A 14,142-nucleotide genomic window follows, 5' to 3' on the forward strand; every position below is an offset into this window, starting at 1 on the left:
AAGCCCACGAAGATTTGACACCGGTCGGGGCGGTCGCAGTGCGATCCTTGTCAACGGAAGCGCCGGGGTTTACGTAGCCGCCTGACCGCGTGCTTCGCGCGCCTGTCACGCCATTCGGGAGAGACGAGCCTTGGCCACCGCCGGCTCCACGCAGGACATCGCCGACGCTGCCTTCACGGCCGCGCGCGGTTCTGCGCGCCCTGGTGCTCTTTCCGCCGGCCTTCTCCTCCTTATCCGCCCCTGAGGGCCGGCCGGGCGCCTGCGCCTGGGCACTCAGGGGATCGTTTCGCGGCCGTGACTCCGAAAAGTCCGGTCGAGCCGATCGATGGGTTTAAAAGGCGCCGCGTCCCGAAGCGACCGCGCCTCCGACAGGACGACACGCCATGACCGATATCATCGCCCCAACCGCGGCCTCTCCGAAGGACAGGGTCCTCATCTTCGACACCACCCTGCGCGACGGCGAGCAATGCCCCGGCGCCACCATGACCCTGGACGAGAAGCTCGCCGTCGCCGAACTCCTCGACGCGATGGGGGTCGACATCATCGAGGCGGGCTTCCCCATCGCCTCGATCGGCGATTTCGAGGCCGTCTCCGAGATCGCCCGCCGCGCGAAGCGCGCCACCATCGCCGGCCTCGCCCGCGCCATTCCCGCCGATATCGCGCGGGCCGGCGAAGCCGTCCGCCTCGCCCGGCGCGGCCGCATCCATACCTTCGTCTCGACCTCGCCGATCCACCTCGCCCACCAGATGCGCAAATCCCAGGACGAGGTGATCGAGATCATCCTCAAGACCGTGGCGCAGGCCCGCGACCTCGTCGAGGACGTGGAATGGTCGGCCATGGACGCGACGCGTACGCCGATCGACTACCTGTGCCGTTGCGTCGAGGCGGCGATCCGCTCGGGCGCGACCACGATCAACCTGCCCGACACGGTGGGCTACGCCACGCCGGACGAATACCGCAGCATGTTCCGCCAGGTGCGCGAGCGGGTGCCGAATGCCGACAAGGCGATCTTCTCGGTCCATTGCCATGACGATCTCGGCCTCGCCATCGCCAATTCGCTGGCCGGTGTCGAGGGCGGCGCCCGGCAGGTGGAGTGCACGGTGAACGGGATCGGCGAGCGCGCGGGCAACGCCGCGCTCGAGGAGATCGTCATGGCGATCCGAACCCGCGGCGACGTGATGCCCTACGAGACCGGCATCGAGACCACGATGCTCACCCGCGCCTCGAAGCTCGTCTCCCACGCGACGAACTTCCCCGTGCAGTACAACAAGGCCATCGTCGGCCGGAACGCCTTCGCGCATGAAAGCGGCATCCACCAGGATGGCATGCTCAAGCATACCGAGACCTACGAGATCATGACCCCGGCCTCGGTCGGCGTCGCCAAGACGTCGCTGGTGATGGGCAAGCATTCGGGCCGCGCGGCCTTCCGCTCGAAGCTGGAGGAGCTCGGCCTGCATCTCGCCGACAATCAGCTGCAGGACGTGTTCGACCGGTTCAAGGCGCTCGCCGACCGCAAGAAGCACGTCTACGACGAGGATATCGAGGCCCTGGTCGATCAGAACCTCGCCACGGCCCATGATCGCATCCGCCTGGTCTCGCTCTCCGTCATCGCGGGGACGCGAGGCCCCCAGCGCGCGACGATGAAGCTCGCCATCGACGACCGCATCGTCACCGAGGAGGCCGACGGCAATGGCCCTGTGGACGCGGTGTTCAACGCGATCCAGGCCCTGGTCCCCCATGAGGCGCAGCTCGAACTCTACAAGGTCGATGCCGTGACCGAGGGCACCGACGCCCAGGCCGAGGTCTCCGTCCGCCTCAAGGCCGGCGACCGCAGCGTGACGGCGCGGGGCGCCGATCCCGATACGCTCGTGGCCTCGGCCCGCGCCTATCTCTCGGCCCTGAACAAGCTCTCGGCGACGGCGGTCCGCCTCCACGCCCAGCACGCCGCATCGGTTTAGCCGGGAAAATGAAGCCCCGGGGGTGGACACCCTCCGGGGCCTTTGCTATCAGCCCCCTCGTCGCAGCGGGTTTTGGTGGCCGCCGTGATTGCCGCAAGGCAATGGGTGCATAGCTCAGTTGGTAGAGCAGCTGACTCTTAATCAGCGGGTCCAAGGTTCGAACCCTTGTGCACCCACCAAATAATTCAATCACTTAGCCGATGGTTGCTAGTTCCTTCAAAATCGCTAGCGACCACATAGCTACCATTTCGCTGTAGAAGTTCCTGCCTGTTTCTAGGCTGACTCTAAGCGGACTGAAGCGCCTGAGCGCGGTGAGTTCGTACCACTCTACAATTTTGCGAGTTGGGTCGATCCTAGCTGAGGCGGATGAGTTTGAATGGCAGGTCGCTTCATGAAGCATGCGGCGCCGTCGGATTTGCATGGCCACCCTTTTTCACTGCCGACACGCATTGAAGCAACAGGGCAACGCTGCCTCGCGTAATTCAACAGAAGCGGCTGCTTGGATCGATTGCAGCCTTTGGCCCAAAGGAGGCGCTGGGGAGGTCCGCTTCAATGCAGTGTAGTGGGCCGCCCAAGCGACGCTGGTGGCCGAAATGGAATGATCCACTCCCGACAGGGCCGAGCAGAAAAGCTGACGTGCAGCGCGGCGTGAGGCGTCTTGCTCATCGGAGCCGGGCTGATCCCGACCCGTGCATGGCGAAACTGCCGTCACGAGCCGGCGAGGCGTTCGCTTGGTAAGTCCGCTGCGTGGGAAGTTGACGTCCGCCACGCTGCCCCGCGTCGGCTTCCATCCAGGGTTCGGAGTCGACACTTTCGTGCACCCGACCAAGCGACTGACGCCACCGAGACGGGCGGCTTGTTAGGACTTCGCTTCAACTGATTACGCCTGCCACCATGTCGCTGAGACCGGAACGTTAGCGGCGTGGAGCTCTGTCACCAGCTTCTTCTGCCATCCGTCCTGATCGTCGAGCGGGACATAGACGATGCCGTCATAATCCGAGGGTCTTTCGACCCCTGGCGGCACCAGAGCGCACACTCGATCGGCTCCGAGCTGGCCGATGAAGAAGCCGAGTTCAAAGATCACGTTCTGACGCGGCCGGGGCTGGGGCGCGGGCGCGGCGACGTCCGCCGGCAGAAGCCCAGGGCGAAGGTGGCCGAGATCGTCGGGCGTCATCAGCACGATCGCGAAGCTGGCCCCGTCCGCCTCATCCCGGAACTTGGTCAGAATCGAGCGCCCACGGTTCGGGCGCTCGCTGAGGATGATGACATCGAGCCTGACGCGACGCTCCAAGAAACGTGCGACCGTATGTTTAGCGGCTTCATCGCGACCGTGTACAAGGAAGACCTTGGCTGGCGTGACGTCGACCGCTGGGGGCGGCTCAGCCTCGGCAGCGGGCGCCGCGGCCGCTGCGACGGGCTCTAGCAGGTGGCCCGCTTCCCGCAGGATCGCGTAGAGATCACCTTTTTTAACCGCCCAGTGTGTCCGCGTGAACTCGAACTCGGCCAAGCCAAGATCCCACTGCAGCGCCTCGATCTGCTCAAGGTTGAGCGGTCCGACCGTATCGTCAAATTCGAAAATGATGCGTATCTCGGACCCTCGCTGCTGGACGCGCTTGATGGCGCCCACCCTTTGGGTGCCCTCGGCATAGCGCTCGTACATAAAGAGCGTCGGTAGGTTGGCGAGCTCTTCGAGCGCATCAGCCGACAGCCCCTTCAGCGGCTCACGGATCGCACCGTCCGTATATTCCAGGATGCGCGAACGATCCCACACATAGACGCCCTCCTCCCAAGCGTTGTCGCCGGCTGTAACCATCACATTGAACATCGGGCACCTCACTTCGTCTCGACGGCCCGGAGCAGATAGACGCTAACGGCGGCCGCTACCGTGACGACGAGCTCCGCTTGCTCGAAGCGAGGTTCGCGACCCTCGCGGATGTGGCGCCCCTGCTCGGACGCGAACCCCCACAGCTTTTCAAGCGCGGTGTCGAGCGGCTTCGGAAGCTGGAGATCGGGAACGATCTGGCCAAGCGTCTTGGACGGCTGCCCCGTCACATCGCGCGCGACGCACTCCAAGGCGGCCATAGCGTGCTGGATGGCGCCGGTGATATCTGCTTGAGGCCGACGCGAGATATCTTGAAGCGCCTCGTGGAGCTCGCTGGCGGCGGTGTTGCGTCCGCTTGCCTTCAGCGCATCGGTCGCCGTGGTCAGCGCCTGCCCGAACGCCTCCGAACCGCGGGCGACGATGCGACCGTTACGCATTTCCCAACCGACGCCGTGCTCCCGGAAAAGCTCGTTCAAGCGGTTCTGGAAGTTTTGGCCGCGCGTCCAGTCGGAAGAGACCAGCCGACCATAAAAGCCTTCGGCGATGTCGTAGACACGATACCACGGGGCGCTCTCGACGAGAGACAGCACCTCGCCGAAGACGTTCGGGTATTCGGACCAGTTGCTCGAATCGGGGCGGACTAGGAGGATGCCGCAAACCTCGAGCCTTGCATTGCTGGGGTTAAGGCCGAGGGTGTCGGCCAGCATGACGATCCCGTAGCGCACAGCGTCCGGCGTATCCTCGCGCACAGTGATCGCCGGCTCTTCCGCGCGATACCCAAAGCGTTGAGAAAAGGACTGCATGTCGGACATGATGAGACAGCACCTACTCATTATGGCTTGGGTCACCTGCCGCGCCCCGGAGACTCGAACAGGTCTCGGCTTACATTGTCGAGCAATAACCGGAGAGAGGTGGGGTTGAATGCTCATCGCCCCCAGCTCGGATCTCGGGCCGAATCCGTTTCAGCAGGACGTTCCCGACTAGCGGTTCAACCGCCTTGGCATGGGCGCCCCCGAAAATCTACCTCCCGCATTCAGCGGGTGAAGCTTCGACCACTACCGCCAGCCGCCCTCAGAGAATACGGCGTCTCACCCTTATAAGTATGACCCTTAACAGCGATCGAGAGCGACTCTGGCCACCTTTAGTCAAAGCCAAATCGAAGCGCTCGCGGCCGCCCTCGGCGATACCACCGATGGGCTGACCGGGAGTGAGATCGGCCACCTCCTACTGGTGGCAACTATGACGGATCCCGGTACTGGCGCGACCAAGCGGCACCGGCTCCACAACGCCTTCGTCGAGAGCCAAAATAGACGTGGCGACCGAGGTGCCATTCTGAAGTTGCTGCGTCAGGCAATGAAACCCGAGCGCTACCTCGCTGCGCCTCATCGATTCGAACCACTGCGGGCCAAAGTCAACGCGGCGCTGGCCTTCGCTGGCCTCGCCTTCGACGACGGCGGGGTGCTCGGTTCCGCCGCTGCCGTCACGACCCTTTCCGAAGCTGAGCGCCGCGCGCGGGAGCTGCGCGCCGACCTTGAACTGCGCGGCGTTCATCCCGACGTCCTGCGCTTCTGTCGGAGCGAGCTTCTCGTCGACAACTATTTCCACGCAACGCTCGAGGCGGTGAAGTCGATCAGCGACAAGCTCCGGACGCGAACTGGTCTGCAGGACGACGGCGCCGTTCTCATTGATCGCGCGCTTGGCGGAGACCAGCCGATGCTGGCAATTAATTCGCTCGCGACCAAGAGCGAGCGCGACGAGCAGAAAGGCTTCGCCAATCTGCTGAAAGGCGTCTTCGGCATGTTCCGCAACCCGACCGCGCATGAGGCCAGGGTAAACTGGGCCATGTCGCAGGCGGACGCTGAGGACTTGCTCACGCTCGCATCGCTCATCCACCGGCGCATCGACGCATCGTACATGCCGCAGCGGTTCTGAACCGATGACGTGAAACAGCTTACGCTACGATCTCTTAAAACAGGGCGGAGCATCAGATCCGGCTGAAACGGCGCGGTCTGTTGGTCATCAGCGTCATTTATCGCCGTAAACGCAGGCTCGCAGCGCGAACTTCTCTGTCGAGCCGTCGACCCGGTTCACCCAGAAGCATTTGGTTCCGAAATCCGCACTCCGCACGCTAAAGGACTGGATGCCGGTGTCGATTTTGGCGACGGACTCTGGATGAAGTGCGAGCGCATCCCTAAGAATGTCGCTGTCTGCGGCGCTCACCTTGTCGCCTACGTCGTAGCGGGCCAGCATCGCTTTTAGGAAGGCGTAAGCATCGCCTCGTTTAGGGAACTCGAACGCACCGATCATGATTGGCTTAGAGGGCATGCAGTCACCTTTCTAGATCAGGAGGAGCTTGGCACGGTCTGGCCGCCGGCGTCGGGGTATAATCGTTCCAGGATCTCGCGGAGAATGATGGCCGGAATGTCCATGCCCGCGAGCTGATCGACGCGCTCGGCAACCCAGGCTAGACACTGGTCCTTGTTGAGATCGTCCTTAGCGATTTTCTCGTAGAGAGCTACCGCGCTCATGCGCGAGAGGCCAAGTTCCATAAGCGACAACAGAGTTCGAGACGACACGCCGAACTCCAGCTGCGTGCCGATATCAAGGTCGTCCTCGACGAGGTCATCTCTCCTGATCTCGCGCAAGTGAATGTGAAGCACGTCCATATATGCGGAGAAATATTTGGGCGCCTTAAAGCGTGCGATCTGCTCGACATGCTCCATTGTCTGGCGGATCAGTGTCGGCAGCTTATAGGACTTTCTGTTTTTGATGTGATATTCGATATTGCGCCTGATCATCATGGCTAGAGAAAACCCCTTGAGCCACTGAACTACAATGCGTGCGTAGAGCGGTATCAAGCCCTCGGGCACAAACGCTGGGTACATGTTGTGATTGACGCGGCGCATGATTGTGACGAAGCGATCGTAGCTGTCTTCGCTGTCGACAGGCGCGGGCAAAAGATTTTCAGGGTCACCTTCATACCGACGGAAGGCGTCGAGCAGCCGCTGAAGACCAAGTGCGCTGATGCCGGGATGTCGGTGTGCAATGTCGGCGCCGATCTCGATCTGCTCGGCGATGGCACCGAGGCTGTGGTCGAGCCGTTCGATGAGGTCCTTGTCGTGCCGTTTCGCCAAGCCGGCCTGCGCGATGGACCCAAGACGAAGAAACGTCGTGAGCAGATAGGAACCGACCTGTTCGTATCGGTTGGCCTCTTCAAGCTCCGAGAGCTGTGCCGTGGCCCGGCGGTCGAGATAATCGGCCAGCCCGGTGCCCGTTTCAATCACCGCGTCGCTCTCGCGCTTGATCGGATAGCGCGCTCTTGCAGGCACGCCGTGCGGCCAGGCCTGCGCGTTGCCGGGATCGATACAGATGATATTGCCCTGAAACTCGTCGCCCCAACGGCCGGCGCGGCCTGCGAGGTTCCAGAAATCGTGGGGCTCCATAGGATTACCAAGCCCCTTACGCGGTCCACGCAGCACGATGGTTCGGCAGGACAAGTTCACGCCCTCGATCAGGGTCGATGTGCACACGAGGAACCGAATTTTGCCAACTCGGAAGAGGCGTTCGATTTCGAGCCGGATCAAAGATGGCATGTTGCCGTAGTGGAATGCGACGCCGCGCTCCGCGAGGAGCGCCAGCTTGTATTGCGGATGTACGCCCTTCCGCGTTAGGTCCGCGAGTTCGAGGAGTTCATGATCAATCGTGTCGATGGCCGGAATAAGCTGGCTAATCAGGTCAGCGATCTCTTCTGAGTCCGCTGCCCGGTTTGCATAAACCAGGGTTCCGCCTTGCTCGCCTGCGGCCGCGGCAATGAAAGCGAGCTTCTTGGTCGGGCCAGTGGGCGAACTGGCCAGCCTCAGGGTACCGATCGAGTGCTTGGTATCGGCTTTGACGATCGACAGCTTCCAAAGCTTGGGTTTGCGGGCGACCTGCTCGGCGATAATGACGTTTTGCAAGACGGTCGGCACATCGCTGTCGACGGGCGCCGTCGCCGTTCCGTCGGGGGCGTCCGCCAGGAGCTCACTGGGATTTTGCGTCGCCGGGCTGATGAAGACGAGCTTCAGCGAGGGATTTGCGCGACTGACGCGCTCAACCGCGTCTTGTAGAATGACACCGCGTTGGTTGTCGCCGATCTTGTGGGCTTCGTCTACGATCAGGAGATCGATAGCGATATTGCCGCCAACGAGATTAACGAACAGATGTAGGCGCTCCTGCGTGAAAACGAGGATAAGCGGCGCGCCGCCAGCGCGCGCGGCATCGTATTTCTCTATTAGCGGCAGCGATGCGACCTGGATCGATCCGGGCTTTCCCAATATTAGTTCGAGATTAGTCTCGATTTCCGAGACAAGTGCTCGGGTGGGTGCAAGATAGACCGCAACACGCTTGCCGCCGCCATGCATCTGATCAACCAGCCACTGCAAGACCACGAATGTCTTACCGGACGCGGTCGGGGCCGAGGCCGAAACCCAGCCGTTGACGGCGGCCTTCTCCCAGAAGCGTTGCTGGAAGTCGTTAACCTGAAGCCAGCGCCCGCTGGACTCTACGAGAACTGCTTGGTCCATTTGGCGACGCTGCGTTTCGATGCGCAGGCTCATGCCTAGCCGGCCGTTCAGACCGTCCGCAAGTAGCGCGCGTTTGCCTGCTAGAGCCACCGCCCGAAAGTTAGACAGCTTGCCGAGAAGGACAGCGCCGGCATCGATGACTGCACCACTCTTCGACATTGTAACGGCGCTCGTGGCTATCCGAAGCGCGGCCTCTTGGTGAAAGCGCGTATCGGACCGCGCGAGAATGCTGGCGGCGAGAATGAGGCGTTGCCAATCGACTGGCGCCGTCACGGCATCGGGTTCCGGCACCAAATTGGCGATTTCGTTGCGCACAGTGTGGCGCGTGAGCTGGTTGAGCTCTTCCTCGATGCCCTGTTCGATCAGCCAGCTTTGAAGATCGGCGATGCTCATATTGCGACGCCCATGGCTTTCAGGAAGGCTTTCCGGAAAGCTTCGGCGGATGGGAGCGGCAGGCAAAAGAACTCGATCTCGAAAAGCCCAAGCTTTTCGGTTTGTAGGCGCTCGCCAATCTTCTTTCTCCACGTCTCAAGTGCGACGCGTGCAGCATCCGCCAGTTGGTCGGCGATCGCCTTGACGCCGCCCCCTGGATAAAATCCTGCGTCAAAGCCGACAAGCGCAACGCCACAATATTGAACCCGCTTTGACATAATCGAGTTCTTGTCGAAATATCGTTTCAACGCTTCGGTGAGCGTGGGGTCGCTTAGATCTGCCTTGTCGCTGAGAAGGATGAGATCGCGCTCCCGCTCGGCATCTTCATGTTCGGGCTCGATGAGGAAGGGCGCGAGGGACGCGAGGCAATCTTGGATGGCTGGGGCCACGCTCTTGTAGATCTTTGATTCGCCCCAATAGAGCTTCAAAACGCCCCCTGGCGTAACCCCCGCGTACACGCCGTCGGCACCGTGATAATGCATCCGGGTGTCTGTTTTTAGATCCATTTTGCACAGGATCTGCGGAAGTTTCAGGAAGCGCTCGGCCAGCAGGAAGAGAAGCATTTCGCCGCCCTCACCCGTCTTGGCGAGATCCGTGAAGGAACGTTTCGCCTGTTCAACCAACGCGGTTACCGCTTCGGTGCTGTTGTATTTCTGATCCCGCGCTTTCGCTTTCGCGAGTTGGGATCTCGGGATTGCATAATCTGCGACAGCGTTACGCATGAACTCAGCAAGTCGATGCGGCTGGACCCAGCCGTTTCCATCGACTGCTAGACAGTGACAGTGGATTTTGACCGCATGCCCGTCGATCAATACGTCTCGCTCTATCAACGAGAGATGAACATCGAGCGCCTCTGGATCACCAGTCAGCGCGGCAGCCAAATCGGCGTCAGTTATGTTTGACAGACGCCCCCCCCATTTAAGTGACCGTTCGATAACGATGATCTATCCCTGTCTAATGGCCGACGTGGCATTAGTCCATCGTGCGACAAGGGCGTGTCCCGATTAATGCGAACCCTTGGCGACAGGCGCAACTCAGATGAACAAGCGACAGGACTCAGGATCGGCGTTGATCTCTTCGATTGACCGAATTGAACACGAAGCCGAAGGTCCGCATCTTGGTCAGGGCCTTAGTGTCTGCTTATGCCGCAAAGTGTACGCTGGCGTATATGAGTGACATCAGGGTATACCCTGCTGTGACGTAACATAGCCGACGTTGGTCATCGTAACATTTGGGTTGACACCGGCTATTTGTGACAACGTAGCCTCGGGCCTAAAGCTTGAGGTTACAAATTATGGCCCGCATCGGTTACGCCCGCGTCAGCACCCTTGATCAGGATCTCGACGGGCAAATCGCCCGGCTGAAAGCCGAAGGCTGCGGCGTAATCCGGTCGGAAAAGGTCTCCGGCGGTAGCCGCGATGGCCGAGCCGAACTGGAGACCGTGCTCGAGTTCCTTCGGCCCGGCGATGAACTCGTGGTAACGCGCCTCGACCGCCTGGGCCGCGACACGCGAGACGTCCTCAACCTCATTCACGAGGCCGAGCAGCGCGGTGCGCATGTCACCGTGCTCGACCCACATGTTTCGACCCGAGGCGAAATGGGTCACGTCGTTCTGACCGTGCTCGGCATGGTCGCGCAGATGGAGCGACGGTTCATCAAGGAGCGCCAGCGCGAGGGCATCGAGCGGGCGAAGGGCAGCGGTGCTTATGTCGGCGGTAAGCGCCGCCTCGACCGCGCGCAGATCATGTCGTTGTCGAAGGCCGGCAATGGGGCCGCGGCGATTGCTGCGGCCTTGGGCTGCTCCCGAATGCAGGTATACCGGGTGCTCCGCGGGTCCTGACGGGCCGGATGTATCAAGCCATCGCTATGTCCCTAAAGGGTGGATTTCTGCCAGTCTGCTTTCTAAAAGCAAGTGTGAAAGATCGGCCGCGTGGTTCGCTCGATGATCGAGACCTCGAACGGCTATTCCTACACCCCGCTAGCCGCGTTTGAGGCGACCTGGCGGGTTCTGGCAGGCGGGTATCGACCCGGCTTCTAGTACCCGGTCACCGTGTTCGGTGCATCCCCGTCACGGCGCGGGCTTGCCGAAGCCCAGGATCCTCCGCCTTCGCGATGTAGATCGTTAAGGGCATCGAAGGCCTTTCGCACCCACTGCGGCGGATCGACATCCACGTCGTCGGAAAACACTACGAACGAGCATTCCCCCTTCGAACAAACGGCCCCAATTCCAGCGACGATACTCCGCACGGCGCTGAGAACCTCCGAAAGGGGAAGACGCGATCGGTCAGTCAGGGATCAACTGACGGGCCGGTCCGCCAGTCTCCTGCCCCCTGCCGCGTTCGTAACCCGGCAGGGCGGGATTCTTCGCGTTATCGCCGTCCTCATCGCCCCTGGAGAGGGAAACATCGGAGGTCGTCGCGGAATACTGCTTCGACGGTCGGATGTTAGCCCAACGAAGCGGACTCCGTTGCGCCCGATCGGCGGGGGGCACGTAGGGCTGCGACCACGCTTTCGGAACGTCGACATTGGCGCCCCAGACCTGGATCGTGCGGGTCCCCTCGGCCAAGGCAGGGGTTGCCATACCGACGAATAGCACGAGTGGAACGAAGAACTTTTTACTCATGACGATCTCCTGTTTTCCGTTGCGCATTACATGCTACAACGACAAAACATGTAATGATTTTGCAGTATATTGAAATACATACTTTGGTTTAGAGATATAATATCAAATCAATGGGCGATGGAATTATGATTTGCGTGATGAGAAATCTGATTATTACTGAATTAAATGTTGTGAACTGATAAGTTGTCCTCTTCCGAAGCGGCAGATGATCGGACACGCAGGGGCGCGCAAGACCGGATGACAAAAGATCGTGAATTTCATTGATATCGATGAAGAGAGGCGGCTGACATCCACTTTGCAATCTCCGAGACGACGTCGGCTTCAATTCCAAGATAACCGTGCGGCGAGAGAGACCCGCACGCTTTCGAGCCCGGCTCGCCGCCCGAGATCCGGAGCACCTCGACCGCGGGTGAAGCTGACATCGACGCTGCGATGCGTGCCGCGTCCTCCGGGGGGCTCACCGGACAGGCGTCCCGATCGTTGGCCACGACCAGAGCTGGCACTCGAACGCGATCGGGCCTGGCATCGAAGACCGTCTCCCCCGATCCCCCCGGGCGGGATACGGATTCCGTCAGGACAACGCCCGCGATCGAACATGGACCGAGGTGAGCCGCGCCGTTCATGGCAGCGATCGACCCTTGGCTCGTGCCGAGCAGGAACACGGGGCCGGGCGATCGTTCATGCGCCAGCGTGACGAGATCCCCCACGATCGCGGCGTAACGGGCGGTGCTGCGTGCGCCGCGCAGGGAGATGCCGTCGCTTGCATCGGGAAGAAGGACGCCGAAGCCGCGGGCGAGCCAGAGGTCTCGGGTTCGCACGACGAAGTTGTTGCCGTGCCGGATCCCACCGTCGCGCCGAATGCCTATGTCGCCGGTGCCGCCGGGCAGCATGACGATGACCCCAAGCGGTGCCTCGGGCAAGATCAGGATCAGATGGAAACCGGAGCCCCCGGAGTCCTTGAGGGTTTCGAAGCGTTCGCCGGCGTCTGCCACACTGGGAGCGGCCAGAGCCATCGTCATGCAGATGGCAGCCGTCCCTCCAACAACTCTATCCATTCCCGGATTACCTTCCGATCGTGCTGCAGGTTGCTGGCTTCGGTGTCGAACCGCATGCTCGATTGATTGACGCCGACTTCGGCCTTTCCCAGTGGCGCCGCCTGAGAAATCGATCATCGAACCGTGACGATGCCACCCCGGATTCAAGGTGGAGGCTCGGGGAAGAAACAGGTTCGCCCCATTCAAATAGAACAATAATCGTGCGCAAAAACCATTCCTATCATACGCACGTATATCGCCCATACCTTGTGTATAGTTTCCAATAATGGATCGCCCATCTTACTCTGCGATATCGGCCAAGTCGCCGGCCAACCGAACCCGATGCGAGCACTGTTCCGTGCGGGTCCTTACGGCAAATCGTCTTCGGACATTTAAGGGATAGCCGACCATGGACGACATCACGCGGCGGATCGTTCTTTTGGGCAGCACGGTATCAGGCTTGGCACTGACCATGTCGACAGCCTCGGCAGCCACCTTCGGAAATCCAGACGCGCCGCCTCAGGGCGCCGTCAACACCCTGGATAACCCGCGAAGCCTCGCGATCCCCGGCCCACAAAATCCGATCCTGTCCGGTCAGTTCCCAACCTCGGTGTCGCCGCCGGCAACGGATGTCGGATCCCTGCCGCAGTTCTGGGCCTCCTTCAACAACGCTCAGCGACGCATTCAGAATGGTGGTTGGGCTCGCCAAGTCACCCAGTCGACCTTCCCGATCTCCACGACCATCGCAGGCGTCGACATGCGCTTGGCCGCGGGCGGCATCAGGGAGATGCACTGGCACCAAGCGGCCGAGTGGGCATTCATGACCTACGGGAATTGTCGGATCACGGTGCTCGACCCGAAAGGTCGGGCCTACGTCGCCGACATCGGCGAAGGTGATCTCTGGTACTTTCCGGCCGGCTACCCGCATTCCCTCCAGGGCCTCGGACCCGACGGAGCCCAATTCGTCCTTTGCTTCGACGAAGGCAACCAGTCCGAGTACGACACGCTGCTTCTGAACGAGTGGATGGCGCATACGCCGCCCGATGTCCTGGCGCTCAATTTCGGCGTGCCGTCGGAAACCTTCGAGAGCATCCCGCTGCAAGACACTTACATCTTCCAGGGCAAGCTTCCCGGCTCGCTCGCTGCCGATCAGGCGGCGGTAAGGGCTCCGTCGGGTCCACCGCCCAATCCCTTTACTTTCTCGCTGGCGAGCGGGCCAGTCACCAAGGAGACCAGAGGCGGCACGGTCCAGATTGCGGACAGCCACAACTTCAAGGCTTCGACGACCGTGGCCGCCGCCCTCGTCACTGTGAAGCCCGGCGGGATGCGCGAGATGCACTGGCATCCGAACGCGGACGAATGGCAATACTACATTAAGGGCACAGGACAAATGACCGTATTTAAGACCGGCCCGAACTCGGTGACGACGAACTTCAATCCCGGCGACATTGGTTACATCCAAAAAAACTTCGGTCATTATATTAAGAATGTCGGGACCGGCGATCTAATGTTCCTGGAAGTGTTCAGGACATCCGAGTACCAGGACATTTCCCTGTCGGACTGGCTCTCCCATACGCCGAAGGAAATGGTCTCGGCGCATCTCAATCTGCCCGCGGACATGATCGCGAAGCTTCCGCGGATCAACGCCGGCGTGATGCCCATCTGAGCGCCTCCGGGCAGGCGCGCCGTTGCAGCGAAAGCCGGTGATCCG

General features: G+C 61.2%; 11 protein-coding genes and 1 tRNA gene. 5 read left to right on the top strand and 7 right to left on the bottom strand.

All coding sequences use genetic code 11. From position 1 onward, the window contains the following. Positions 1 to 383 precede the first annotated feature (383 nt). Together ACYQOP_RS07385 and ACYQOP_RS07390 are read left to right on the top strand one after the other, a co-directional pair. Complete coding sequence (locus tag ACYQOP_RS07385; protein WP_461221913.1) at positions 384 to 1,958, top strand: 2-isopropylmalate synthase; 1,575 nt, start codon at positions 384 to 386, stop codon at positions 1,956 to 1,958. 103 nt (positions 1,959 to 2,061) lie between these two features. Beyond that, positions 2,062 to 2,137 (top strand) — tRNA-Lys (locus tag ACYQOP_RS07390). A gap of 701 nt (positions 2,138 to 2,838) precedes the next feature. On the opposite strand, the gene ACYQOP_RS07395 is transcribed toward ACYQOP_RS07390, so the two are convergent. Both ACYQOP_RS07395 and ACYQOP_RS07400 read right to left on the bottom strand, forming a co-directional pair. Continuing rightward, on the bottom strand, positions 2,839 to 3,783 hold the full coding sequence (locus ACYQOP_RS07395) for a TIR domain-containing protein (protein WP_461221914.1): 945 nt from the start codon (positions 3,781 to 3,783) through the stop codon (positions 2,839 to 2,841). Between the two features lie 8 nt (positions 3,784 to 3,791). After that, complete coding sequence (locus tag ACYQOP_RS07400) at positions 3,792 to 4,592, bottom strand: AbiJ-NTD4 domain-containing protein (protein ID WP_461221915.1); 801 nt, start codon at positions 4,590 to 4,592, stop codon at positions 3,792 to 3,794. Positions 4,593 to 5,019: 427 nt separating this feature from the next. Here ACYQOP_RS07400 and ACYQOP_RS07405 point away from each other — a divergent pair, with 427 nt between their 5' ends. Continuing rightward, the gene (locus ACYQOP_RS07405) at positions 5,020 to 5,712 is read left to right on the top strand and encodes a TIGR02391 family protein (protein WP_461221916.1); all 693 of its coding nucleotides are present in this window, start codon (positions 5,020 to 5,022) and stop codon (positions 5,710 to 5,712) included. A 93-nt stretch (positions 5,713 to 5,805) separates the two neighbouring features. On the opposite strand, the gene ACYQOP_RS07410 is transcribed toward ACYQOP_RS07405, so the two are convergent. From ACYQOP_RS07410 to ACYQOP_RS07420, 3 genes are read right to left on the bottom strand one after another with little or no spacing between them, the layout of a single operon-like run. Beyond that, positions 5,806 to 6,087 carry a DCL family protein gene (locus ACYQOP_RS07410; protein ID WP_461221917.1) on the bottom strand — a complete coding sequence of 94 codons (282 nt, stop codon included), beginning with the start codon at positions 6,085 to 6,087 and terminating at the stop codon, positions 5,806 to 5,808. Between the two features lie 35 nt (positions 6,088 to 6,122). Next, positions 6,123 to 8,735, bottom strand: a complete 2,613-nt coding sequence (locus ACYQOP_RS07415) for a DEAD/DEAH box helicase (RefSeq protein WP_461221918.1) — start codon at positions 8,733 to 8,735, stop codon at positions 6,123 to 6,125. Continuing rightward, complete coding sequence (locus ACYQOP_RS07420; protein ID WP_461221919.1) at positions 8,732 to 9,655, bottom strand: HamA C-terminal domain-containing protein; 924 nt, start codon at positions 9,653 to 9,655, stop codon at positions 8,732 to 8,734. The genes ACYQOP_RS07415 and ACYQOP_RS07420 overlap by 4 nt, the downstream gene beginning before the upstream one ends. Before the next feature lie 413 nt (positions 9,656 to 10,068). Here ACYQOP_RS07420 and ACYQOP_RS07425 point away from each other — a divergent pair, with 413 nt between their 5' ends. Next, entirely contained in the window at positions 10,069 to 10,614 is a 546-nt protein-coding gene (locus ACYQOP_RS07425) for a recombinase family protein (RefSeq protein ID WP_461221920.1), read from the top strand. 444 nt (positions 10,615 to 11,058) lie between these two features. Here the strand turns inward: ACYQOP_RS07425 and ACYQOP_RS07430 are convergent, their stop codons facing one another. Together ACYQOP_RS07430 and ACYQOP_RS07435 are read right to left on the bottom strand one after the other, a co-directional pair. After that, positions 11,059 to 11,397, bottom strand: coding sequence for a hypothetical protein (locus ACYQOP_RS07430; protein WP_461221921.1), 339 nt, complete (start codon positions 11,395 to 11,397; stop codon positions 11,059 to 11,061). A 257-nt stretch (positions 11,398 to 11,654) separates the two neighbouring features. After that, on the bottom strand, positions 11,655 to 12,410 hold the full coding sequence (locus ACYQOP_RS07435) for an alpha/beta hydrolase (RefSeq protein WP_461221922.1): 756 nt from the start codon (positions 12,408 to 12,410) through the stop codon (positions 11,655 to 11,657). Positions 12,411 to 12,840: 430 nt separating this feature from the next. Between ACYQOP_RS07435 and ACYQOP_RS07440 the strand changes: the two genes are divergently transcribed. Then, on the top strand, positions 12,841 to 14,097 hold the full coding sequence (locus ACYQOP_RS07440; protein ID WP_461221923.1) for a cupin domain-containing protein: 1,257 nt from the start codon (positions 12,841 to 12,843) through the stop codon (positions 14,095 to 14,097). Positions 14,098 to 14,142: the final 45 nt, after the last annotated feature.

Source organism: Methylobacterium sp. CM6247 (assembly GCF_054817925.1).